Consider the following 25693-nt stretch of genomic DNA (forward strand, 5'->3'; position numbering starts at 1 on the left):
TGCAGCGCGTCGCTCAGGACTGGCTTGTTTTGACCGTATTGACGCAGAATTCCTCTTTCCAAATCGGTGTCGTCACAGCTCTTCAATTCCTCCCCATTCTTCTTTTGAGTCCCTATGCGGGCGTCGTGGTTGACCGTCTTGATCGCAAAGGAATCATCCAGGTCACCCAGACATCTTTCGGTGTTTTCGGCCTGCTCTTGGGAATTATGGTTTTTACGGGGCATGCGCACCTGTGGCTGGTGTATGCCCTAGCCTTCGGCGGGGGAGTCGCCGCGGCTTTTGATTCTCCTGCGCGCCAGGCTTTTGTTTCCGAGCTTGTTCCCGCTTCATCGATCACGAACGCCGTGGCGCTCAACTCTGTTGCTTTTAATTTTGCCCGTCTGGTAGGCCCCGCAATTTCGGGCCTGATGATTGATTGGGTGGGCGAGGCCTGGGTCTTCTTTGTGAACTCGGGAATGTTCCTGATTGCCGCGATGTTCACGACATCAATTCGCCATAAAGATTTGGTGCCCCGCCGGCCGGTTCCCCGGAAGAAAGGGCAGCTGCGTGAGGGGCTAGCGTATTTGCGAGGCCGTCCCGATCTTATTCTGATCATTGTCGTCGTTGGTTTTGCTTCGGCTTTGGCTCTCAATCAGCAGCTCACGACTGCTGTCATGGCGACAACGGTTTTTCATAGGGGAGCGGGCCAGTACGGCATGCTGAGCGCATTGATTGCGGTCGGATCGTTTTCTGGGGCCCTTTTTGCTGCGCGTCGGAAGCTTCCGCGTCTTCGTTTGGTCGTTGGCTCGACTATTGCATTGGGTGTTGTATCAACGATTCTGGCATTCACTCCCACTTATGAAACCTATGGGATCATGTGCGTTCCGACGGGTTTTGCCATGATCACCATGCTCACTTCGGCAAATGCTGCAGTCCAAACGACGACTGCAGAAGACGTACGTGGACGGGTTTTGGCGCTATACGGCATGGTTGTCATGGGGTCGACACCTATCGGTGCTCCCTTTGTGGGCTGGATTGGTCAAGTGATTGATGCTCGTGCCTCGATTTGGGTGGGGTCGGTCTCGACCCTGATTGTCACGGTTATTGCTGCAGCGGTGTGTATGAAACGATGGGATATCCATCTGCATGTTCGCGCGGGTGCACACCCCATTGAAATTGAGAACCCGAATGCTCATCACGATCCCTATATGGGGAATTAGCAACATTGGCCTATCTCAATTGATGCTGACGTTGTCCATCTGACTCCCCGTGACGCGCGGTTTTCCTCACTAATGAACACGATGGCGCGGAAATATGTACTCTGAGGTCAGAAACTACCTATGGAGGAATCGTGAGCGATCTGATCGATACCACCGAAATGTATCTCAAGACAATTTTTGAGCTTGAAGAAGACGGTGTGACGCCTCTTCGCGCTCGAATTGTCGAGCGATTGGGGCATTCTGGCCCCACGGTTTCGCAAACAATTGGACGAATGGAACGTGACGGCCTCGTGCATGTCATGGGGGACCGACGGCTGGAACTAACGCCTCTGGGACGTGAGCGCGCCATTGAAGTGGTTCGCAAGCACCGCCTTGCCGAGCGTCTTTTGACTGATGTCATCGGTTTGGATTGGGCCCACACCCATGAGGAAGCGTGTCGCTGGGAGCACGTCATGTCGGATCAGGTTGAGCAGCGTCTTGGAGAAATTCTTCATAACCCGACTACCGATCCCTACGGAAACCCGATTCCTGGAACGGATGGGGTCTCAGACGGCATTTCGTTGGAATTGGCCTTACGAATGAGGGAGTCCACTTCTGGGACGGTTACTCGAATCGGTGAACCCATCCAAGCAGAGACGCAAGTGCTGGATGCCTTTGCTCGGTGCGGAGTGCGTCCAGGGGCTCGGATTAACTTCGAGGCCGACCCTCGTGAAGTCGTTCTTGAGGTAACTCACACCGCTGATGGGAAGGAATCGGTACCCGGTCAGGCCGTTCAACTGCCTTTGGCGCTTGCTCCGCACCTTTTCATCACGCTTAATTAAGCTCTCTGACCAGTAATTCTGAAAGTAAGCTGCAAAACCTTAAGAAAACCTGTAATATGTTCGTCATCGTTTCGTTACATTGGCGTGACATTTCAGGGTGAGTGCGATAGACTTTATGCATGGCCGCACTGGCCGACCGTTCTTCGTTAACCGAGGTTGAACCGCGAAGAAATAGGTAAGACGAAGGTTCAACGCGGGGAAACCACTTACGACCTTTGGGTCTTGGGGTGAAGCTTGGGAAACCAAGCCGGGCTCTCCTGCCCGAACCCGACAGCTCACCTCGCAGGTCAAAGAGGAGATTACTTGTGACAACTGGTAAGCCCGCGCCGCGGCACCGCAAGGCACGTCGCCCGATGGCCCCTGTTTTCGACTTGGCTGACACGCTCACCGCGTTTAAGGCACCGCTTCGTGGCACCGCTGCTGCGTCTGCCGCTGGACTCGCTCTGACCGCTGTCGTCGGTGGCACTGCAACCGCAGCCCCCGCCGTCCATGACGCCGCAGTCGATACTTCGAACAACACCGCAACCGTTCTGCCTACGACGGTTTCGGTCCCGGATATCGCCTGGTCTGCTAGTGACGAAGTTTCTGCTTCGGCTGAAGCTCCGGCTCCTGTTGCAACGACTCACGCCGCTGCTTCCCGCGACTACACTCGCTCGGAGATCGGCACCTCGTCTGCAGCGCTGAACCCTTCAGGTAACGACATTGTGTCGATCGCTCTGTCGCTCACCGGCATTCCTTACGTCTACGGTGGCTCTACCCCCGCGGGCTTCGACTGCTCTGGCTTCACCCAGTACGTCTACGCTCGTGCAGGTATCTCCATTCCTCGTACCTCTGGTGCGCAGGGCGCAGCGGGTACTTTCGTCTCCGCTTCTGAAGCGCGTCCCGGTGACCTCGTGTGGCACGCCTACGGTCACGTGGGCATCTACGCAGGCAACGGAATGGTCGTCGAGGCTACTACCCCCGGTTCTGTGACAAAGGTCCAGCCGCTGTGGGGTAACTACAGCTTCGTACGCTACTGAGTTTTTGTGTGATAGGGAAGGGGTCGCTTTGGCGGCCCCTTCCCTATATCCGCCAGCGCTCCGTGGTATTCACTTTTTCGCTGTGGAAGCACTGAAGTACTGACATTTCACGTGCGAATAGGGCAAAATAGTGGTGACGTAATCACGAGGAGGTAGTCATGGGGACATCAGAAGTGATTTTGGTCGGCGTCGATGGCTCAAAGGAGAGCTTCGCAGCAGTCAAGTGGGCCGCAGAGCGCTCTAAGATTCGCTCATGCAGACTTCATATTATTTGTACGTATGCCGTTGCCTCGTATGCTGCGGCAACCCTAGATGGCGGATATGCGGTTCTCGACGATGCGGCTCTTAAAGAAGGAGCATCGCAGATCGTCAAGCAAGGCGTTGACCTCGCAAAGGAAGTTGGAGCTCCTGACGTTCACGGCCTCGTTGAGGCTGGTGATCCCGCGGGGATTCTTATCGATATGTCGCGCGAAGTCGACTTGATTGTCGTTGGCTCACGCGGTGGTGGCGGTTTTGCCGATCGCCTCCTGGGCACCGTGTCTTCCGCGCTTCCTGCCCATGCTCATTGCCCGGTTGTTATTGTGCCTCGCCATACTTCCGGTAAGGCATTTAGTCCCGTTGAGCGTATTGTCGTTGGCTCCGATGGGTCCGAAGGTGCGACCTCGGCGCTCAAGCGTGCGGTTGACGAGGCCGAGCTGTGGGACGCCCGCCTGACCGCAGTTGCCGCAGTCCCGATGGCAACGGGCACGACAATGATGGCGTGGTTGCCAACCAATATTGATCGCGACAAACTCCTCAAGGATGTCAAGGAGGGGCTTGATAAGGCTGTTGACGCAGCTTTGGATGGACGCCAGCGCAAAGTCGCGCGCCATGCACTTGATGGATCTCCCTCATCGTTGCTCATTGAGTTTTCGACTGCCGTCGATTTGGTTGTCGTCGGCACCCGAGGCCGCGGTGGCTTTGCCGGCATCTTATTGGGTTCGACTTCGCAGACGGTGATCGCACACTCGACCTGTCCGGTGATGGTTGTTCCTTCGAAGCATCACGACGTCTTGCCTGATCCTTCGCAGGAGTGGAGTAGGCGCTGACGATGCGTTTTTAAATAGCGGCGACATCTTCGGGTGTCGCCGCTTATATGTATTCTTTTTCGAGAGTCTGAGAAACGAAGAGGTGGGTGATACCCTATGGTGGTGCGCCCTCGTAGCTCAGGGGATAGAGCACCGCTCTCCTAAAGCGGGTGTCGGACGTTCGAATCGTCTCGGGGGCACTGAAATGCAAAACGGCTTGGTCTCAGGCCGTTTTTCTGTTTTCTCTATTCTAGGGAGGCTCCCCGGGCACACGGTTGTGGCATCGGATGAGTACAAGACGCAGGCTAAGCGGAATGGGGGAGAAATGAACAAGGTGCTTGGGCGCTTGTTGAGCCATCCTCTTACGCGCAATTCTGCTTTCATGCACCTGTGGGCTGGCCAGACCGCTGCGGAGTTTGGTTTCCAAGTAGCTACTCTTGCAACCTCGGCAATCGCTATCTCTCTATTGCACGCCACGGAGTCTGAAGTTGGTATTCTTACCGGTTTACAGACACTCGCATTTCTCCTCATCGGTCTTCCCGCGGGTGCGTGGGTTGATCGCTGGCGTAAACGCCGGGTCATGATTGTTTCCGACCTAGCGCGGGTTTTTGCACTCATTTCAATTCCGATCGCCTATGAGTGGTTTACGCTTACACTCACGCACCTGATGATCGTTGCTGCGCTCTTAGGGCTTACGACAGTCTTCTTCGATGTTGCCTATCAGTCCTACGTTCCGGCGATCGCGTCCACACGCTATATCGCAGCTGCGAATGGGCGGCTCGAGGCCTCGTACCAGGTTGGCGCTGCGGGTGGCCCTGGTTTAGGTGGCTGGCTCTTGGGGGTCTTTGCGCCTCCGCTCGCCTACGTATTTACCGCAGCAACGTACGTGTTCTCAACGGTGGCGATTTGGCGGATTAGGATACCTGAGCCTAAACCCGCGCGCCCTAGTGCCTCGTTGCTTGCACAAATCCGCGAGGGGTTGAGCTTCGTTCGGCACGAGCGTCTGCTTTTCCCCCTGTTCTCGTGTATTTCTTTTGCTGCGTTTACGGGTTCAGGAGTGCGTGTTCTCTTGCCGATTTTGGTGCTTCGAACGCTGGGCATGAATGCGACGCAACTGGGGGTACTTCTGAGTGCGGGTGCGCTTGGCGGCATTCTTGGAGCGATGACTCGTTCCCTGTGGCTTGGGCGTCTAGGGATCGGGCGTTGCATTGTGATCACTTATGTCGTTGGAGTGTCGATCCTTCTCTTGCAGCCAGCAGCGCTTCACGTGCCAGAGTTTGCTGGCTGGGTGATTGCTGGCGCGGGGGTTGTGAACTCTTATTTCATCACCATCTACAACGTGACGCAGATGAGTTTGCGGCAGGAGATCTGCCCCAAGTGGATGCTTGGGCGCATGAATGCGACCTTCCGTTTTGCGGTGTGGGGAGTGATGCCCCTGGGGTCGGTCGCTGCAGGTCTTCTTGCCTCTGTTGTGGGTGTCGAAGCGGCAATGTATATCTTCGTTGTTTTGTCAGTGCTTGCTGGTGTCGCGATGGCTTTCACGCCTGCGGCTCGGATTAAAAATTCTCATATGGCTTTGGATCCGAGTCAAAACTGAATATTGTCTGAGATCTGAGACGTCTTAGTTGCCATAATTATGTGATCTACCGAGCTTCTTTTTATGTAATTACTCAGCTTTTGGGGTATTTCTCAATTTTTACTTAATTTTATCTGTATATAGTCAGTGCTAGTATTTGAGGATCTGAGATTTTTACCTTGCTGAAGAGGTGCATCGTGTTATGGAGTCAGATATGAAGCGTGCTTTACGGGTTCCCTCATGGCTTGCGATCGGCGCGGCAGGCGCCTTGGTGTGTGTGAGTTCTTTGCTGGGGGTTGTGACAAGTGACCAATCTGCAGAGGCCGCTCAAATTGATGCCGTGACGGGAGCGAAGATTACTAATACGTCTACGCCAGCCGGTCCGAACCACGTCTACGACAATTTCAAGCTCGAGCTTACTTTTGATACAACCGGAAAGACGGTCGCTGAGAACGATACTCTTAATATTCAGCTCCCCCGTGAGTTGCGAACTCGGAGTACTTCTTTCGATGTGACCGATACGGAATCGGGTGGTGTTGCGCTGCGCTGCACTGTTCCTGCAGCTGAAGGTCCAGAAGTGACCTGTGTTTTCACTGATTTCATGGCAACTCATATAAATGCTAGGGGAAATATCGTCCTTGTCGCAGATTCGGTGAAAGAAACGACAAGTGAAGTGCTTCATGCGACGATTAATCACTCAGTTGATATTCCGATGTCCCTTGATCATGGGGCAATTGTCAAGCCCAAAATAGGTTTCGCCCCGGAGACGCCGTATAAGTACGGGTGGCAGCTGCATGATGGTCATCCTGACCGCTTCACGTGGGAGATCTTCATTCCTGAGCGCCATATTGGTGAAAACACCATAACGGTCAATGACACTTTTGATTCCTCGTACGGTGGCTACCGTCTTTTCAATGATATGAGCAGTGAAAATGCGTGGCAGCGTACCCACCTTATGAAGTGGAATTCGCTGGAAGACTTTAAAGCGGATCCCAACCATGAACGTCCTGCGGAGAGTGTTTCGGTAGGAGGTGCAATTAATGGAGGGATCTTCCAGATGACGGATACGGCGGATGGCTTCCGTGTTTCATTCCCGAATACTAAGGGCGATGCGTACTACGTTCTCAAGTACTACACGGTTCTGAATGTTCCAGCTAATGCGAAGGTCGGCAGTACTTTTGCAAATACAGCGGTTGTGAATGGGCAAAAGTCTGCGAATACTATTGCCATTAAGACTGCTGGTTGGGGAGACCTGGATGCAGATCAAAAGACCACACCAACGCCTGAGCCGACCCCGTCTACCACGACGCCTGAGCCCACTCCGTCTACAACGACGCCTGAGCCCACTCCGTCTACAACGACGCCTGAGCCGGAACCCACAGCCTCGACGACGAGTCCATCACCGACCTCGTCAACAAGCTCAAGTTTGCCTCCTCAAAAGGTTCTTGCCCGTACGGGAAGTGACGCTGCGCTGATCGGACTTTTGATGATGTTACTTGGAATTTCAGGAGCTGCACTCATTGCCCGTCGGGCGGAATGATTGATCGATAATCGTAAGCGTGGCTGCGTATTTTTGCACCAGCCACGCTTTCTATAGGGATCTGAAATTTCGTATGGCTTTCATCCGCATAGGAGTATTGCGGAAGAAGAATACTCGCCTCGCGCCTTATTAATTAGGAATTTTCCTTGCAATATCAGGAAAATGTAGAAAGTGTGAGAAATCTCTGAACTTAGGCTGTACGTTGCTGTGTTAGCATTCAAATTGCCTCAATACAGTTTGATGTTCTCAACGAAAGATAACTTGTAATGAACTCTGAAGTGACACGCGTCCGCCCGGCGTCTTCTTGGGGAGCAACGGTACTCGCCTGTGCGCTCGTCGGTGCTGGAGCTGCTGCCGGTGTGATGACCTCGAACGGCGTCGCACAGGCTGCGGATGTCAATGTGGTTACCGATGCATCGATCAAGAACACCACGCATCCAAATGGCCCCAACAATGTCTTCGACTCTTTCAACGCCGTTTTCTCCTTCGATACGACTGGCAAGACTGTAGGCGAAAATGACACGCTTACCATTAAGCTTCCCAAGGAATTGAGGACTCGTCAGGCATCTTTCGATGTGACTGATGCTCAGACCGGTGGCGTAGCACTTCGGTGCTCGGTCCCTTCTGGTGAAGGGCCTGAACTCACCTGTGTTTTCACCGATTACATGAAGACGCATGAAAATGCGAAGGGGCAGATTCACTTGGTTGGTGATACAGCTGCCGAATCTTCAAGTGAAAATTTGAGTTTCACTGTGAATCACACGGTGACGCTTCCTGTTCCCATGCCCAATGGCAAGATTGTCCCGAAAGCTAATGCTCATGCGCCCGCGACGGCCTATAAGGATGGCTGGCAGCTTCACAACGGGCATGATGAGCGCTTTACGTGGGAGGTCTACATCCCTGAGCGCCAAAACCATGCAAGCACCATCAGCGTGACCGATACTTTTGATCCCGCCAACGGTGGCTACCGTCTTTTCAATGATCCGAATGGTGCATGGCAGCGTACGCGTCTTCTGAAGTGGAATTCGCTGGAAGACTTCCAGAACGACCCGAAGCGTGAGAATTTTGCTGAAAAGGTCGACGTTGGTGGCTCCATCAATGGCGGCACCTTCACCATGACGGAGACTGCTAACGGTTTTGTCGCATCTTTCCCGAACTCGGGTGGCGATGCTTACTACCTGCTCAAGTACTACACAGAACTCAAGGTTCCGGCCAGTGCAAGCGTCGGCAGTGCTTTCAAGAACACTGCTGTCGTTAATGAGCAAGTTGCTGAGAAGAGTATCGTCATTAACACCGCCGGTTGGGGCGATGTCGATGCAGACAAGAAGAAGACGCCGAGCCCGACTCCGTCAACTACGATGCCGACGCCGAGCCCGACTCCGTCTACCACGACGCCGACGCCGAGCCCGACTCCGTCCACCACGACGCCGAGCCCGACCCCGTCTACCACGACGCCGACGCCTGAACCGACTCCGTCTACCACGACGCCGACGCCTGAACCGACTCCGTCCACTACGACGCCGACGCCGAGCCCGACTCCGTCCACTACGACGCCGACGCCTGAACCGACTCCGTCCACCACGACGCCTGAGCCTGAACCCAGTGTTTCAACCTCGACTGAAGCTCCTAAGGTTCTGGCCCATACGGGTGCAAGTGCTGCGATTGTCCTTCTCGCCGGTGCCTTGGCTGGCACGCTGGGCGCAATGCTTTCGCGTCGACGCGCACAGTAATTTAATTTCTCGCTAGTCTGATTTGACCGGTGTCACCGTGCGGAGACACCGGTCAAATCATTTTGTACGCAAAATGCTCTAGGGGGTAGCCTGGAGACTCTTTATGACGTAGCTCAACATACATCGGTATTTGTCTGAAAAAGTTTCGGAGAATCCACAGAAAATGACCAAAAATCTGGTGTTGTTCGTGGTGTAACCTGAGTTGAAGCTGAATGTAGGCGTGATAGTCTTCTAGTGCTCGGTCACTTGTGTGACAACCCTCCAGAAAGAAATAACTTCATGATTTTCAATGCTACAAGCGTGCGCGTGCGTCGCGTTTCGGTTGCCGGTGCTCTTGCATGCGCGCTTGCCGGAGCCAGCGTGATGTCTGTTGTTACCGCTTCGTCTTCGCAAGCTGCTGATCACTATCCCGTTGCGGTCGATCAGGTCGTCAAGAACGTCGTGATGAAAAACCGTTCGACTCCGGATGGCCCCAACCGTGTGTGGGATAACTTCACCATGGATTTCAGCTTCGATACGACTGGTGTAGAAGTTGCCGAAACTGACACCATTACAATTCAGCTTCCCAGTGACTTGCGTACTCGTGCTGCTTCCTTTGACGTTACAGATAAGAACACCGGTGGCGTCGCAATGAAATGTGTCATCCCCGATGGCGAGGGACAGACGCTGCGCTGTGCGTTTACGGACTACGCAGATCACCACATCAACATGAAGGGCGATATCCACGTCCTGGCGGACGTTACGCGCCCGACCACTTCAACGCACTTTGAGTTCAAGTTGAGTCATGATATTACGCTGCCTGCAGATATTGAGCATGGCAACGTCGTTCCGAATGCAGTTGGGTATGCTCCTGATACTCCGTGGAAGAACGGCTGGCAGCTTCATGAAGGCCACAAGGAACGCTTTACCTGGCAGGTCTTCATCCCAGAGCGTAAAATTCGCTCCAACATTATTTCGGTGACTGACACTTTCGACACCGCTAATGGTGGTTACAAGCTTTTCAATGATCCCTCAACGGATCCGAATGCTTGGCAGCGTACCCGCTTGCTCAAGTGGAATTCGCTTGCGGAATTCAAGGCTGACCCCAGTTACCAGAAGTACAACGAGAGCATTCCGGTTGGAGGTGCGGTCAATGGTGGCACCTTTGCCATGACCGAGACCTCGACCGGGTTCGTTGCTTCTTTCCCGAACTCGAACAGCGATGCGTACTACATGATCGAGTACTACACGGTGCTGAATGCTCCTGAAAATGCGAAGCCCGGAAACGTTTTCAATAACAAGGCTGATGTCAATGGGATGACCGCTGAGCACAGTATCGCGATCGATACGGTTGGCTGGGGTGACCTCTCGGGTGAGAATCGCCCGACTCCTCCCGCTCCCTCGACCTCGACTCCTCCCGCTGCCACGGTGACCCCATCGCCCTCTGAGTCGACAACCGAGGCGGCCCCTTCCCCCTCCACCAGCACCACTCCTTCGCCGAAGACTCCCTTGGCACGTACAGGTGTTATGAGTGTTCCGATGATTGGTTTGGGTGCACTGGGACTAGCATTGGGTGCCGCGCTCATGCGTCGTCGTCAGCAGGCCTAAGTCTGAACGAGGCGCGCTTCTCTGTAGAGAAGTAACAGCTGAACTGTGGGCTCCATCCTTGTGGGTGGGGCCCACAACTTTACCTAGAAGCAGCGTTATTTTGCGATTTTGCACGAATATGTGCTGGTGGTCAGTTGTATGTAGCCGGAAAGACGCGAATTTGTAGTGCTGCGTAACTTCCGGCTTTTGAATCTCTAACGATGTGTCAATAACTGGGATTTACTCAGGAATATTCAGAAATGTATCGGGGAATCCGCTGATATTGAATGCGTATATCGTTGATATTCTGCGGATTTCCTGAAATTGGTATTGTTGTTTGAAAAATAATCGCTTGACCAAAGCTGAAGATGAAAGTGTTAGCCTGAAAGGGCTTAGCCGCTTAAGCGGTATCCCTCCAGAAAGACACATACGTCATGAATAACGAAGCTACGCGCGCGCAGTTGCGTCGCGTTCCTCTTGCTGGGACACTCACAGTCGCTTTGCTCGGCGCCGGCGCGCTCAGCGTTTTTGCGCCCACTGCCCCGGCGGCCTCGGCAGCTGAAGTGAATGGAATCATCACCAGCGTCAATGTTGCTAATGAATTTAGTCCCAATGGGCCAAATCGGCTTTGGGATTACTTCTCAGCCGATCTGACCTTCGATACCAGCGGTAAGAGCGTGAAGCAGGGCGATACTCTGACCATCGACCTGCCGGCTGAATTGCGTACCCGTAACGCGACCTTCGACGTCACCGATAAGAAGACCGGCGGAGTTGCTTTGAACTGTACGGTGCCTTTCGGTCTTGGGCAGACGGTCACCTGTACGTTTACGGACTACGTGAATACGCACGTAAACGCGAAGGGTGATATCCACGTTCGTGCGGATATGGCTTCGACGACTACGGATGCGTCCTTGACTTTCAAGATCAACCACAAAGTGGAGATCAAAGCCGATATTCCCAATGGCAACGTTGTGGTGAACAAGGAGGCTTGGGTGCCTCCGAGCCCGTGGAAGTATGGTTGGCAGCTCCATGACGGACACAATGAGCGCTTCACGTGGGAAATTCATATTCCTGCAAAGTCGATCCAAGCGCCCGTTATTTCGGTGACGGACACCTTCGATACCGCTCATGGTGGTTACAAGCTTTTCAATGATCCGTCAACGGATCCGAATGCTTGGCAGCATACTCGCCTGCTGAAGTGGAATAGCACAGAGGCCTACAAGAAGGACCCCTACCACGCGCATCCTTCTTCACGGGTGAAGGTCGGTGAGGCGATCAACGGTGGTACTTTCACCTTGACCGAAACCTCGACTGGCTTCGTTGCCTCTTTCCCGAACTCCAACGATGATGCGATCTATGAGCTCAAGTACTACACCGAGCTTAATTCTCCAGAGGGACTCAAGATTGGTAACTCCTTCAATAACACCGCTGATGTCAACGGAGTGACCGCGAAGAAGGAAATCAAAGTTGAGACCATTGGCTGGGGCAATGTCGAAGGACAGCTGCGGACGACTCCTCCGACACCGTCTGTCACGACTCCTCCGGCTACCACGGTGACCCCGTCTCCCTCTGTGTCGACGACCGAGGCCACTCCTTCCCCCTCAACCAGTACCACTCCTTCGCCGAAGACTCCCTTGGCGCATACCGGTGTTATGACTGCTCCGGCAATCGCTTTGGGTGTGCTTGGACTGGCATTGGGCGCTGCGCTGATGCGTCGTCGTCAGCAGGCCTGAGGGTAGGTCTGAAACTTCGGCGTAAAACTGAGGTTGAATGCCTGAAGAATAAATCCCCTGAATCACGAGGGACGTCTCAGGCGTAAACGCGGTACACGTACTGGTGGGGGGGGCCTCCATCTACATAGATGGAGCCCACCAGTGTTTATTGTGACTCTGCATGGGCCGAAATACGCGTCCCGCAGGTCGCCTTCGGCCTTTGGAATGTAACCAAAGGACTCCTGTACCGGGCGTAGTAGCGGAAGAGAAGTGGTTTATAGCTTCTGTCCTGTGTAGACAATGCATGGGGGCTTTGAACAGAAGGGGAGTGGGGATCCGGTTAGCAGGGAGGCGGACAGAGGCACATAAGCACGTGAATGTAGTAGTGGGGGCTGCCAATTTGATTGGCAGCCCCCACATTGCGAGCAAACGCGTATCGCGTCATCCGGTTATATGAGCTCTTTCAGATCTGTCATATGGAATTGCAGGAGGATACAGGTTGTCGCCTGCGTCATTGTCAACTTCGTATGGAGAACATCCCGGATTAATAGCTAGCTCTTTATGCGCGCGCGTCAAAGTGTTGCAGGCCGGAGTCCTCACGGGAACCGCCCTGACCATCGCCGACATCGTGGTAGTCGTGAATCCATTCAATGCGGTGAACCCACTTGACCATCTTGTAGCCGTGCTGAGAATCGGCACGCAGACGAAGGGGGCCGCCGTAAACGTCGGGCAAGGGCTCACCGTTCATGGCCCATGCGAGGATGCATTCATCATCGTCAACCATGGAAGGCTCCAGGCACTCGTAGTACGGAGTTGTTGGACCGCCGTCGTACATATGTCCCACGTGTCCGTAGGAGGTGACCATAACGTAGCGTGCGCCCTCAGTTGGCTTCACCAAAGCTAAGACGTCCTTCAAACGGATGCCTTCCCACTTTGCAATGCCGGTCCATCCCTGCATGCAGGTGTGCATGGTGATGTTAGTGACGTGGCCAAGTGCCTTGAGCTCATCAATCGAGAAGGACTTCTCTTCCTCGACCAAACCGCCGATCTCCAGGCGGTAGTCCTCGAAGCCGCGTTCACGCATGTCAACCCACTCTTCGGATTGCTCGCGTGTCGGGGGACGAGTGTTCACCCAGTGGAAAGGCGAAATATCGTCTTCGGTGAAGGTGCGTGTCTTGACCTGACGAGAGTGCATCTTGTCGAGGGTGAGCGAACGGATGGGCTGGGTTGCTCCCCAGATCAGGCGCTGTGTGCGGCGCTTGTCAGTCAACGACCAGTAGGATGCGCCGATCCATAGAGCGATTGCAAAAACAATTCCAAGGATCAGCATTGTCACAGCTTGGGCGAATTGTGCTGCAGTAATGTCGTTGTAGTTTTCGCCCAACATCATGTGTGCGATGTTGTACTGCGGGTGAACCACAAAAACCAGGGCAACGTGAATCACTACAAATACACAGTAGAAAGCCATTCCAAGGAAGTGGATGGAACGTGCTGTCTGACGGTTATGGAAGAGCTTGACGTAGCGAGGGAAGCGCCCCGCGAAGGTCGGAGACATGACCGGTCCGGTTGCAATCATCAAAGGCGCAACGATGAAGACAACTGTGAAGTACATGAGCTTCTGCAGGGCATCATAGGGCTGGAAGTGCTCGATTGAAGGGATCTGCAAGCCCATGTAGATCTTGGCGCTTTCCCAGGCCTCGGGGAAAATCGACCATGACGTAGGGACGATGCGGCGCCACTGGCCGGTTCCAAAAAGTAGAGCAACGTAGATAAAACCGTTGAGCAACCAGATTGAGGTAACTAGGGCGTGCCATGCGCGTCCAAGTCCAATTTCGCCTCGTCCGGGGAGGGAAATCAGCGGGTGAAGACTGCGCTGATCGTCGCGAGCGGTGAACTCACCGGGGACAGTCGAAACCTTGTCCTTGGTGAATTTGATCCACTCAGAGCCGGGGGTGCAGTGGTTATTCCAGTACAGTCGTGGGTGAGATGCTAGAACTTCCCAGCCGGATCGAATGAGGAACCCCATCATGATGAAGTTGATGAAGTGGGTAATTCGAAGCCACGCAGGGAAGGTATCCAGATCAACGCCGTTCACGATATTCGCGACTGCAATAAATGAGTGCGACATGGTGATTCCTTAGTCGATGCTGACACAGTAACACTTTCAGTTTAGGACGCATTTGTCATAAAAAAGGAAAAAATCGAATTTATTTACGAATCTCGCTCAATTTGTCACAATCACATCGTTATGCAAGAAAATAACGATTTTAGGAAGAATTAAAACGATAGTTTTTAAGCTGCGAGAAAATTCGTTTACTGGTTGAAATTGCGACAAGGGTGGCGAAAGCAATTCGGGACCTTTGTCCTAATTGGCGAGGCCGCGGCAGAGGTGTGCAAAGAAGTGCGCACTACCCGGCCGCGGCCTCGTCAAGGAGAAGAAGCGCTATGAGGAAACTAAGAAAGCGCTCCCTCAGACTTACAGGCGCGGAATGTTACGCATATTGGAAGTTGCCATTGCGACAGCTTCGCCAGCGCCGCGGTTGAGGACAATCTTGCTCATCGCGGTCGCGAAACCAATCACCTGTCCCGAACGGATCTCAGGCGGAAGTGAGAGTGCGTTCGGGTCGGTCATGACCTCGATTAAGGCGGGGCCGTTGTATGCGAAGGCCTCTTGGAGCGCTCCGCGCAGGCGGCTGGGTTCGGTAACGCGCTCGCCGTGGAAACCGATTGCGCTTGCGACTTCCGCGTAGTTCACGTCGTGGACATCGGTGCCGTAATCGGGCAGGCCGTTGACCAGCATCTCAAGTTTCACCATGCCCAGTGTCGAGTTGTTGAAGACAACAACCTTGACGGGCAGGTCGTACATGCGCGCGGTTACCAGCTCGCCAAGCAGCATTGAAAGGCCACCATCGCCAGAGACGGAAATGACCTGACGGTTCGGGAAGGCAACCTGCGCTCCGATTGCGTGAGGAAGCGCATTGGCCATCGAGCCGTGTAAGAAAGAGCCGATGAGGCGACGGGTGCCAAGCGGGTCGATGTAGCGTGCGGTCCACACGTTGCACATGCCCGTGTCAGCCGTAAAGATTGCATCCTTTGATGCAACCTCATTGAGAATGTGAGCAGCGTACTCGGGGTGAATCGGTTTCATGTGCTCCGCATTGCGTGTGTAAGCTCCAACGGGGGAGTGCATGATCTTGGAGTGCTTCTTGATCTTGGCCTTAAGGAAGGCATCCGAACGATCGCGATCGAGCAGCGGTAAGAGCGCAGCGATCAAGGGCTTAACGTCGCTGTGGATCGGGAGCGAAATGTCGGTACGGCGTCCCAGCTTTTCCGGATGGTTTTCGACCTGGACGGTGAAGGTGCCAGGCAGGAATTGATCGTAGGGGAAGTCGGTGCCCAGCATGATGAGAACATCTGCATCATTCATGCCCTCAGCTGCTGCGCCGTAACCCAGCAGGCCGGTCATACCTACATCAAAGGGGTTGTCGTACTGGATGAAGTCCTTGCCGCGCAGGGTGTGGCCAATGGGTGCCTTCAAAACGTCGGCGAGCTCGATGACTTCGTCATGAGCACCCTCCACACCGGCGCCAGCGAAGATTGCAACCTTCTTTGCGCGGTTAAGAACGTCTGCGAGCTGGCGGACATCTTCCTCATTCGGGCTCAGCACGGGGCGTCGGGAAGGCACGTACTTCGGTGAAGGAGAAGTTGCCTTCAGGTCAGAGACATCACCGGGAAGGCTGATGACTGAAACGCCAGAAAGTTCAACAGCGTGACGGATTGCAGCGTTAACGACGCGCGGGGCCTGCTCGGCACTGGAAATCATCTCGTTGTAAACCGAGCACTCATTAAACAAGCGATCGGGATGCGTCTCTTGGAAGTACATCTGGCCGATTTGGACGCTGGGGATGTGCGAGGCGATTGCCAGAACGGGGGCAGCAGAGCGCTGTGCATCGTACAGCCCGTTGATTAAGTGAAGGTTGCCCGGTCCGCACGAACCTGCGCATACTGCAAGCTTTCCGGTCAGTTGTGCTTCAGCGGCTGCGGCAAAAGCGGCGGCCTCTTCGTGGCGGACATGGACCCAATCGATACCGCCCTTCTTGCTGCCGCCAGACTTGCGGATTGCATCGACAATGGGGTTGAGCGAGTCTCCAACAATGCCATAGACGCGGTGGACACCAGCGTCGATCAGTTGGGAGACAAGCTGCTCTGCAACGTTCATAGTCGCTCCTTGGTCTTTGAGTGAGCATTCCGTGAAGTGTGGGCGTTCAGTCCAGACAAACACGATCTGCTTCGAACAAAACCAGCGTATACCGACTAAAGTCCTAGTACTCCGCGAGAGTGAGGCAAAGAACGAAGCTGCGGATTATTAGCATTTCCTGATTCGTTAAGGTCGTCTGCTTATGCCTCGCCTTGGCTGCCAAGTTCCTTCTCGATCTCGCGGGCAAGAGTGCGCAGCTTTCCAGAGTGAAGGGAGGTGGTCTTTATGGTCTCCTTCACTTCGATCAGCAGATTGTGAAGCGCATCAGAATCCCCAAGCTCGGAATAGCACTGCGAGAGGGCAGCCAGCGGGAAGACATAGTTCTCGGCATCCTTGATCTCTTTTTGGAGAGCAAAGGCTTCTTGAAGAAGCGGAATTGCCGGATAGTGATCATGGGATGTCATGTACACCCATCCCTTAATGTAAGTAATTCCGGTACGGAGGAAGGCCATCTCCTGAGGATCTATTTCCTCTGTGACGGAATCAAGCCACGTGGCCCCGGCATCCACAGCCTGAAGGGCACGTTCTTTATCGGCTTCCGACACCTTTCCCGTTGGGATGTCGACATAAGCCTTTGCGGCCATTCGAGTCAGAGCGATGACATCGTGAGGAGCCTTTAATGCTTTCGCGATCTCAAGAGCTTGCTCAACCGCTGCTAGTCGCTTGGGACGATCGTGCAGTCGCTTTGCGGCATCGTTGGCCAGTGATCCCGCGCGCGAAGCAGTGCGCAGGTTGCCGCTTGCGATGAGTGGGTCAATGGCCTCCATTGCGGTTTCGTAGGCTTCTTCGTCTTGGTCGATGGACAGGTAGTAGCTTGCCAGGGTCAGACGAATGAGCGCTGTCAAAAGCCGTGCGAAGGAGGAATCACCTGCCCGCGAAATGGTTTGCTCAAGGAGCTCAATTGCTTCCTCGATGCGGTGGACACCTTCGAATGCATCCGAGATGATTGTCGCGGCAGACAAGCCCAAGGAGCGTAGCGGAGTGCGCGTGATGATTTCACTCAGGCGCAGGGCTTGGGAGAGAGCCTCGGCTGATTCGTAGGCTTTGATGCTGGCAGTACAGATGATCAATCGGGCAAAGAAAGCCGTGTAGGGGTCGGAGTGTGTCTCTAAACGTAGAGCCTGGTCAGCCAGCTGGGCGGCTCGGCGGTAGTCGCCGATTTCAAGGTAAAGCTGTGCGCCTTCAAGGCTAAGAGTGCGCATGAATGCTGCTTCGCTGGTACCAGTGTGTAGGCAAGCGGGTTTGAGGGATTCGATCGTGTCAAGGGTATCGAGCGCTTGCGTTGTTTTCTCCGAATCAAGGAAGATTTCGACACAGGTGCAGAGGCAATCAATGATTGCTGCAATATCCTCGGCCTTCGCTGTACCTCGGTTCAGTGTTGACGTCATGGAGGCAATGCGAGAGACGAAAGTGTCACATAGCGCCACTGCATCCTTGTGAAGGTCGCGCGGTGCGTCCATACCAAGCCATGAGTAGTGATCGAGCTCGCAGGAGTAGCGCAGCAATTCCAGCTGCGTGGTACTCAGCTCCTTACGTCCGATAGATGTGTGGGACCGCCCGAAAATCCTCGCGAAGAAACCGGGCGTGACCTGCGGAGCATCTTCGGCCATTGAATGAATAACTGGCGCTACCCGCTCATAGACGGACTGAAACTTCTCGTGCTCTTTACGCAAAGACAAAAGAGTTTTTGAAAAACTTGCAAAGGAAAGAGCGGCTTGAGGATCGTTTTCGTCAAAGTGCAGCTCAGCGACATCCAAGGTGTGAACAAGACACCAATCCGTCAGAAGATTAGTCTCAACGTCGTACCCGATGGTATCTGTCTGTGCTGCGTAGCGATCGAAAGCCTCTTGCATCGAGGACGGTAAAGGAGGCAGTGAATAGTCAATGGGCGGATAGGGGTTTGACTGGTCAATGGTCTCGGCCTGTGCGCGAGCGCTGCGGGATGACACCTGCAGTGCGGGCAACTCTTCACCCTCGATAGTTGACAGGGGATCGGGCATGGACTCGCGCTCACCGACCAGCTCCAACTGCCACTCGCCCTGCGCGCGTGCTTCTGCCTGTTCGTCAACTGGTCCAGCCTCAAGAACATCTCGCACTAAACGGGTGTAGTAGTCGTTTCCGTTGCGCTGATCGAAGAGAGAGGCAACATCCAATGCCCATTGCGAGAGCTTTTCGGCGGCCTTGGAAAGCGGTGTATTGACATCGAGCTGTGGTCCCCGGCACCACTGCGACTGGCCGGTGCACAGGGCCCCAAAAGGTTCATTGCCGTGACCGCGTCGCGTGGCCTCGATGGCCGTCAGTGCAGCAGCCGGAAGATAATCGGCAAGAAGTGAGGCACTTTCAAGAGAAGAGGTCATGGTGATACTGTCTCGCAGGATCTCTAAGGCGCGCTGCCAACGTCCTGAGCGCACGAGGTATTCGAGATGCAAGCCGATGAAATCGATGCTGTTGGCAACGCCGCGGTGGTGCCGGTAGGAGCGAATATGCGCCTCCCAAGCGGCCTCGGGACGCCCCGACATTAACAGCGGGATCATTGCTTTGGCACGGATTCCGTGGGGTTGAGCTCCGCAGGCACCCTCCTCGTCGAAAAGGGGCATCGCGGTGGCAACTGCACGTTCCCAATCCTTGTGCGCCACGGCCTCGTTAATCTGCTTCATGGGGTCGCAGCCTTCGCAATCGCTAATCTGATCGCTCGGCGTAGAGCGCCACAAGGTCAGAGCTTCGCGGGCGTCGTCCAGACGCCCCGTTCGCAAACCAATCATGGCGCGCACCCCGTGAACTGCGTGCATGGAAAAACCTTGGCCGGATACGAAGGTCGCAAGCGAGGTGATCAGTTCATCAATTTGGTCAATCGAGACCGCAGGGTTTCGACCTGCAGCGGCCACCGCACTTTTGAAAAGCCATGCGAGTTCTTCGACCTGTTCGGGAGTGAAGTCCGCTGAGTTCTTTTCAAAGCGGCTCAGAAGGAGTGAGACCGGAGCCAGAGCCTTCCATTCTTCGTTGCCCTGCTGATAGGACAAGGTCAGAGCGAGGTAGGCATCGATCTGTAATTCAGCCTCGCCCTCGAGTGCATCTGCCCAGACAACCGCCTGTGCGACTTGGCTACTACGCGCCGGTCCCCATGGAAGCTGGGAGGTGTAGTCGAGGAGTTCGCGTACGTCTTCAGCGTTTGGCATAGGAGGTCCTTCCGAGCGTTGGAGAGTCAGTTATCAGCAGTGCCGAGTGCAGAATCGAGTAGTGAGCCCAAGAGCTGTGCCGCCCAGGCCCTTTCTTTGGGGCCCAAAGATTGGCGTCCCGCCAAGAGGCTTTGGACGTAGAGCCCGCGCAGGACACTGACGGCGGTTTGTGGGGAACGGCTTGCCACGATCAATCGTGTCACCAATGAATTCGAACGATTCAGTACCAGTCTGGGCGGCTTGGAATTTGCGAAGGGATCGGTAACCCCCATGATTCCCGCCCACAGTTTCGAGGCCTGAGCCTGGGAATTACGCTGAACGTGGCGTTCCGCGAAGTCTGGGTCAGGCAGGTAGAGCGCTGGCAGAGTGATTGGCGTAAAGCGGCGCAGCACCACTTCGCAATCAGAGGGGTCGATCGCCTCGGCGGCGAGCAGCATGAGGTCCATGGCCTCTGCCTGCTCCGATAAACTGCATTCTTCGAAGGCGTCAAGTAGCTCTGAGGGGTCGACCAGTTGAAGTTTCTGCGCCAGGGTCGAATAACGGGGATCCGTCATCAGCGCATTGATGAGCTCTTCGTCGTAGGCGTAGCCCGCATTCACCAGCACTATGGATTGTGAGGCAGCGACATCGGCTAAAGCTCGGTACTGATCGACGGTACGTGTGTAGCGGATTGTCTCCTCAGAGGAGAGGAGCGTCAGTATGGGAGCAGCTCCGACCGTGCTTTCCATGGGAACATAGCGCGCGGTGAGGTCGAGCATGTAAGGGTCACGCATAGCGACGGCGCGCAGCCCCATCGCATGGGTAGAAATGAACTCGTTAAAACGTGAAGGTGAGTGTTCGGCCATCTCCTCGAGCCAGGCGCGAATCTCATTACCAATAGCCTCGCGAGTATTTTCTAAGAGCTCATCATCGCTGAGTTGCTCGCGGGAGGCGGTCAAGCGCAAGTAATTTGCATTCCCAATGAAACGAACGAAATACGCCCACTGTGGAACGATTCCTTCGCAGGTCCGCGACACCAGCATCTTCTTTGCATATACCGTGTGGTTGGAGCTAGAGAGCGTATTTGGGCGCTGCGAAACAACCGCGATACCTTTGACTCCAGCGGCGGGAACATCGATGGGGATGATGTCCATCCCTGAGGAGGAAAGGTGCTCGTCGCACCACTGCTGTTGTTGTGAAGGCTCCAGTTCCCATACCGGCGTCTCATTCCCATGGAAAGTCGAAGCGGAGTCGGAACGCACTTCAATCGATATCGGAAGCAGCGAAGCGAATTCATCGACCAAAGCGCGAACGGTATCAGGGTCGATCCAGGGCTCGCCGGGGTGGGCCTCGAGAACCACTTCGGTACCGGCTTCACCCAGGTTGTGGGGGTCCGAGGCCAAGAGGGGCTGTGTGGTGTAGGTGCCTTCCGTCTTTCCTTCCCAGATGACAGTGGGGGAGTTGGGAGACTTAGCCGAGCGTGAATAAACGGTGATTGAGTCGGAAATCATGAAGCATGAAAGCATGCCGATCCCGAACTGGCCCAAGAAATCACTGCGAGCCATTCCCAATTCATCACGTTTTGATGAGGCGCCAATAGTCGAGAGCAGACCCGCAGCTTCCTTTTCTGTGAGTCCAATTCCGCTATCGCGGCACTTCAGTGTGCGTCCCTCAATTGTGATGGTGACGCGGCGCGGGCAGTCAGGGTCCAGCGCGCTACGGGCCTCAATAGCGTCGAGGCCATTTTGGAGGAGCTCGCGAATGTATACGCGCGGACCGGAATACAGATTTCGGGAGAGAAGGTCAACCATCCCCCTGAGGTCCACTTGGAATGTTGACATTCACTTCCCCTCTGATGTGGCCATTTCGTCGCTCGTTCCGGGAGAAGAACGACGATCCAGTCGCTTTGCGGAAATAAGATCCTTGAGACTGACAATAATAACGCCTGCCAGAATTAAAGCCATACCCGCGATATCGACAAGCGTGAAATGGGTTCCAACGAGAAGGAAAGAAAAGAAAGTCGCGGAAATCGGCTGAAGGCAGGAAATCAGGCTTGCACGTACCGGGCCGATATCGCTGACTCCCTGCAGGAACAGCGTGAATGCGAAAGTCGTGCCAATTAAGACCAGTCCGGCCATGGCCATCACCGACATGAAATTCCACTTAATGGAGTAGGACCAGACGCGAACACCGAGCCCTAAAATGATCCCGCCGATGATGAAGCCGTAAGCAACGACCAGTTCGCTGCCGTAGTGGCGGATGAGTTTGACCGGGATCAACGTGTAGAGAGCGAAACCGATCGCGCTGGCAAGACCCCAGTACAAGGCATCGGTGGAAATAGCCATAGAGTCAATCTTCCCGTGGGTTGCCAGAATAAAGGTCCCCAGCAAAGCAAAAGTAATGGCAAAGAGTTCGGTGTATTTTGGAAGGCGGCGTGCGGTAATACAGACGAAAACAACAATCAGGATGGGGCCGAGGAATTCAATAACCGTTGCTGTTCCCGCATTGGAATAGCCGATCGCAACCACGTAGGTCAATTGACTGCCTGCAAGTCCGAGAACCGAATAAATGACCATCGGCAGGTAGGAACAACGGTTTCGCAGAAGGCTTCTGTGCAAGGCGGAGAAACCTCGGTCTTTAAAGAGAAGGAAGGCCATCGTAGTCGGTGCGGCAAGGAGCACTCGCATAGCGGTGAGCCAATAGGGATTCGCGCTAAAGTCCTTCATCAGGAATTCACTACAGACTCCCGAGAAGCCCCAGGCAATCGAGGCGAGGATCGTGATGAGATATCCACGAGTGCGCGTATTCATGCTCTTCCTTGGCGGTGGTACTCGATGCGCTCCACTCTATTCTTTTTCCTCCTACGGCTTAAATGTAGTGCGCTATTCGGACAAAAACGACACAATGGCCGCATGAGCCTTACCCCCACAACCACACGGATCTATGACTGATCTTGGGTCCCGGCATCTTCTTCGTCGATGAGTTCTTGGATCGCGCGAATGAGCGACCTCAACCTCGTGGGTTTCATTGACGGTAGTTTTGTCATCTCAGTGAGTTCGTCAACGCACTCGCGCAGGCCATCGAAATTCCCCGTGACGTAATAGCAGCGTGCAAGAACTTCCATCGGATAACCGGCCTCGTCATATTCTTCGTATGCACGGAAGCAAGCGATTGATTCGCGAAGAGCCTCCATAGCCTCAACCGGTTTGCCTGCCTTCAGGGTTACCCACCCCAAGGTGTAGTTGTTTTCGGCATGCGATATGGCTACCTGTTTCTCGGTTAACTCGGTTTTGATTGATGCGATGAGCTGACGGTCTAGCTCCAAGACAGATAGAGCGCGCTCAAGATCGTCCTCTCCCACGTGCGGCCCCTTGACCATTGCCGCTGCCTCGCGGCGAAGGTACTGATGCTCCTTAAAGTAGTCTTTCCACTCGTGGCTCAACTGTGCAGCAAGATCCGCAGCGTCGGCCTCGGCAATATAATTCCCCAACTCCTTCGCCGCATTGCTGGCGGTGTCGGCAAGGCTCAAAGCCGGTCGATACATTTCGTTTTGTCGCAGGACGGCGGAATACTTCATCGCAAGGTCGTAGGCGTTTTGGTATTCCTCGATGCAGAGGTAGAGGTGCGCCAAAGTTGGGGCAGCTCCGGCCAAGCGCATTCTGATATACGGGGAATCATTGAGAGTACTGAAGGCCTCTTCAAGGATTTCAGTTGCTTCGGTGAATCGATCTTTTTCAGCAAGAGCTTGCGAAAAAAGACGTGCGACACTGACATTCCACACCGCGGTTGGGAAGGCATGAATGATCTCATTGAGGTGCTTGGCTTGGGCAAGAGCCTCGTCAGGTTGGTGTGCCTGCAGTGAAGCCGAGCAAATCGTCCCCCGCGATATGAGGGCGGTATAGGGGTCGCACAAATCATTAAGACGCAGAGCTTGGTCAGCGTATTGGCATGCCGCCATGTACTTTTCGCGTCCAAGCTCCAATTCCTGATATTCCAAAAGAAGCTCAAGCGCAACATGCTTCTTTGAAGGTGCAAAACGCGTGAAGGCCCTCTCGAGGTTTTCCCACAGTGCGTAGGTCGTCTCAGTGTCATCGAAGTTTTTGCACATTGTCGCAATCGATGCGCATTGGCTGAGAACGAGGCCAACGAGCTGAATATCTTTCCCCGTTCCCTGACTGCGATTCAGCTCGGGGACTACCTTGCCGATTAATCCGCGAGCGTTTGTGATGCGGGCCATCGCATGAGTCACTACTTCTTCGGGGATTTCCTCATCGCGAAGGGAAAAATACATGACATCACAGGAGGAACGCTGGAGGTTGATCCATGCTAGGTTGAGCTGCTGGCGAGTGAGGTGGGCGCGGCGTCCTCTGAGCTTTGAGAAAAAGCCGGGAGAAACAATAGCCGTGTCATCTTTCAGTGCAATAACCGTCTGTTCTGCTTGGTCGAGAAGCCTGCGAGCAGCATCAAAATTTTGGCGCAATTTGAGGATGACGCAAGCGAAAATGTAGTAGTCCATGACGTCTGCGTGACTGAAATCGATATCCAGAACTGACTCGTTCATGACTGTTGCATGGTCGGCGATGAACTGAGCTTCCGGATCGAAACCGGTTGCGCCCGAGAGCGCTGAGAAACGATTGAAAGCTTCTTGCATCGAGGCCGGGGGAGTAAAGGGCCTTAGATCAACACGCGGGTAGGGATTCGTGTCATCGGTGGTTTTCATTTTCTCCTGTTTGATGCGACGCGTAGAGTATTTCGGTGTTTCATCGACGTCACTACTTGAAATCGCTTCGGGAAGGACTTCGCGTTCGCCCACAACCTCAAAAGACCAGGTTTTTTGTGCGCGTTCTTCTGCTTCGCTATTAACTGGACCTTCATCAAGAACTTCGCCAGCAGAGGCCGTGTAAAAATCATTGCCATTTCGCGTATCGAAAAGCGCAGCGACAGAGAACAGCCATTCTTTGAGCCCTGAGGCAACATCTTCCAAAGAGGTATTGACATCCAAACGAGGACCTTGACACCACTGAGATTGCCCAGTGCACAGCGCGCGGAAAGCATGTTTTCCTAAACCTCGGTCGACGGCCTCGCGCGCCGCCAAGGCAGCACCTTTCAGGTAATCGAAAAGAAGGGCTGCGCTTTCCGCGCGGGAGGTTAGTGCAATGGAGTCGCGCAGGATATCGAGCGCACGCTGCCAACGCCCGGAGAGCACAAGGAACTCCATGTGTTGTCCCAAAAGATCCATGTACTCTGCGTTGCGGCGATGTTGGCGATAGGAACGGACGTGGCATTCCCACGCGGCTTCGGGGCGTCCTGACATCAATAGAGGAATCATTGATAGGGATTGGACTCCTGCAGGCTGATTTCCGCAGCCCTCGCGGATGTCGAGCAAGGGTACCGCTGTCGCAACTGCGCGTTCCCAATCTTTTGCAACAACGGCCTCGGTGATCTGGCGTTCAGGATCGCATTGGACGCAGTCGGAAACTTCATCGCGCGGGGTTGCCCGCCACTTCACCAATTCTTCGTGGGCGGCCGCGGGATCACCCATCCGTAGCGCGAGGGCGAAACGGACTCCGTGGACCGCATGCATTGAATATCCCTCATCCTGGATGAATTTCCCGAAGCCTTCAGAGAGCTCCAGTGCTTGTTCCTTCGATACTGCGGGGTTGCGTCCTGTTGCGCTCGCGGCGTTCTTGTACAACCAGGCTAAGGATTTGATCTGATCCGCGTCGAAAGCACTGGGATTCTCCTCGAATTTCGTGACGAGCCATGCCGTGGGTGCCAGTGCTTTCCATTCTTCATTTCCCTGCTGATAGGCGGTAGCCAGCTGAATGTAGGTCTCGATGCGTAGCTCTTCTTCGCCCTCTAAGGAATTGACGAGCACCACTGCGCGCGCAAGCTCGGCACTGCACGCTGGCCCCCATGGCATATTCGCCGCGCGTTCGATAATGTCCTTCACTTCCTGGACGGTGCTCATCGTTGATCCCTTCTGAAAGCAAGCAGGAAATTAGATGTGATGATCATAAATCCACTGTGATGGCGAAGATAAAAGCGCA

At 54.4% G+C, this 25693-nt stretch carries 15 protein-coding genes, 1 tRNA gene and 1 riboswitch; of the genes, 10 read left to right on the forward strand and 6 right to left on the reverse strand.

The features are described from left to right. The 10 genes from QZR18_RS04930 to QZR18_RS04975 form a co-directional block, all read left to right on the forward strand. Nucleotides 1-1199, forward strand: a 1199-nt coding sequence (locus QZR18_RS04930; protein WP_178706418.1) for an MFS transporter, incomplete at its 5' end; no start/stop codon positions are given. A gap of 131 nt (nt 1200-1330) precedes the next feature. Next, nucleotides 1331-2020, forward strand: coding sequence for a metal-dependent transcriptional regulator (locus QZR18_RS04935; RefSeq protein WP_178706415.1), 690 nt, complete (start codon nt 1331-1333; stop codon nt 2018-2020). 169 nt (nt 2021-2189) lie between these two features. Then, nucleotides 2190-2322, forward strand: a riboswitch (cyclic di-AMP (ydaO/yuaA leader). 3 nt (nt 2323-2325) lie between these two features. Then, the gene (locus tag QZR18_RS04940; protein ID WP_295910518.1) at nt 2326-3039 is read left to right on the forward strand and encodes a C40 family peptidase; all 714 of its coding nucleotides are present in this window, start codon (nt 2326-2328) and stop codon (nt 3037-3039) included. A 158-nt stretch (nt 3040-3197) separates the two neighbouring features. Then, nucleotides 3198-4127, forward strand: a complete 930-nt coding sequence (locus QZR18_RS04945; protein ID WP_178706412.1) for a universal stress protein — start codon at nt 3198-3200, stop codon at nt 4125-4127. A 106-nt stretch (nt 4128-4233) separates the two neighbouring features. After that, nucleotides 4234-4306, forward strand: a tRNA-Arg gene (locus QZR18_RS04950). Between the two features lie 125 nt (nt 4307-4431). Further along, nucleotides 4432-5703 carry an MFS transporter gene (locus QZR18_RS04955; RefSeq protein ID WP_295910532.1) on the forward strand — a complete coding sequence of 424 codons (1272 nt, stop codon included), beginning with the start codon at nt 4432-4434 and terminating at the stop codon, nt 5701-5703. 193 nt (nt 5704-5896) lie between these two features. Then, a complete protein-coding gene (locus QZR18_RS04960) occupies nt 5897-7222 on the forward strand; it encodes an Ig-like domain-containing protein (RefSeq protein ID WP_178706406.1) in 1326 nt (441 codons plus the stop codon). A 266-nt stretch (nt 7223-7488) separates the two neighbouring features. Beyond that, nucleotides 7489-8952 carry an Ig-like domain-containing protein gene (locus QZR18_RS04965; RefSeq protein ID WP_295910521.1) on the forward strand — a complete coding sequence of 488 codons (1464 nt, stop codon included), beginning with the start codon at nt 7489-7491 and terminating at the stop codon, nt 8950-8952. A 279-nt stretch (nt 8953-9231) separates the two neighbouring features. Beyond that, nucleotides 9232-10539 carry an Ig-like domain-containing protein gene (locus QZR18_RS04970; protein WP_295910522.1) on the forward strand — a complete coding sequence of 436 codons (1308 nt, stop codon included), beginning with the start codon at nt 9232-9234 and terminating at the stop codon, nt 10537-10539. A 413-nt stretch (nt 10540-10952) separates the two neighbouring features. Further along, nucleotides 10953-12251 carry an Ig-like domain-containing protein gene (locus tag QZR18_RS04975; protein WP_295910524.1) on the forward strand — a complete coding sequence of 433 codons (1299 nt, stop codon included), beginning with the start codon at nt 10953-10955 and terminating at the stop codon, nt 12249-12251. A gap of 538 nt (nt 12252-12789) precedes the next feature. On the opposite strand, the gene QZR18_RS04980 is transcribed toward QZR18_RS04975, so the two are convergent. The 6 genes from QZR18_RS04980 to QZR18_RS05005 all read right to left on the reverse strand — a co-directional run bounded on the left by QZR18_RS04980 (nt 12790) and on the right by QZR18_RS05005 (nt 25614). Beyond that, nucleotides 12790-14358 (reverse strand): molybdopterin-dependent oxidoreductase, encoded by a 1569-nt coding sequence (locus tag QZR18_RS04980; RefSeq protein ID WP_178703946.1) that lies wholly within the window; start codon nt 14356-14358, stop codon nt 12790-12792. Nucleotides 14359-14706: 348 nt separating this feature from the next. After that, nucleotides 14707-16449, reverse strand: coding sequence for a pyruvate dehydrogenase (locus QZR18_RS04985; RefSeq protein WP_178703942.1), 1743 nt, complete (start codon nt 16447-16449; stop codon nt 14707-14709). Between the two features lie 179 nt (nt 16450-16628). Next, the gene (locus QZR18_RS04990; RefSeq protein ID WP_178703941.1) at nt 16629-19664 is read right to left on the reverse strand and encodes a hypothetical protein; all 3036 of its coding nucleotides are present in this window, start codon (nt 19662-19664) and stop codon (nt 16629-16631) included. Nucleotides 19665-19690: 26 nt separating this feature from the next. Continuing rightward, nucleotides 19691-21484, reverse strand: a complete 1794-nt coding sequence (locus QZR18_RS04995; RefSeq protein ID WP_178703939.1) for an HSP90 family protein — start codon at nt 21482-21484, stop codon at nt 19691-19693. Further along, nucleotides 21485-22453 (reverse strand): DMT family transporter, encoded by a 969-nt coding sequence (locus QZR18_RS05000; protein ID WP_178703937.1) that lies wholly within the window; start codon nt 22451-22453, stop codon nt 21485-21487. A 131-nt stretch (nt 22454-22584) separates the two neighbouring features. Continuing rightward, entirely contained in the window at nt 22585-25614 is a 3030-nt protein-coding gene (locus QZR18_RS05005) for a hypothetical protein (RefSeq protein ID WP_178703936.1), read from the reverse strand. Nucleotides 25615-25693 lie beyond the last annotated feature (79 nt).

It is taken from the genome of uncultured Actinomyces sp. (assembly GCA_900541895.1).
Classification (GTDB): domain Bacteria; phylum Actinomycetota; class Actinomycetes; order Actinomycetales; family Actinomycetaceae; genus Pauljensenia.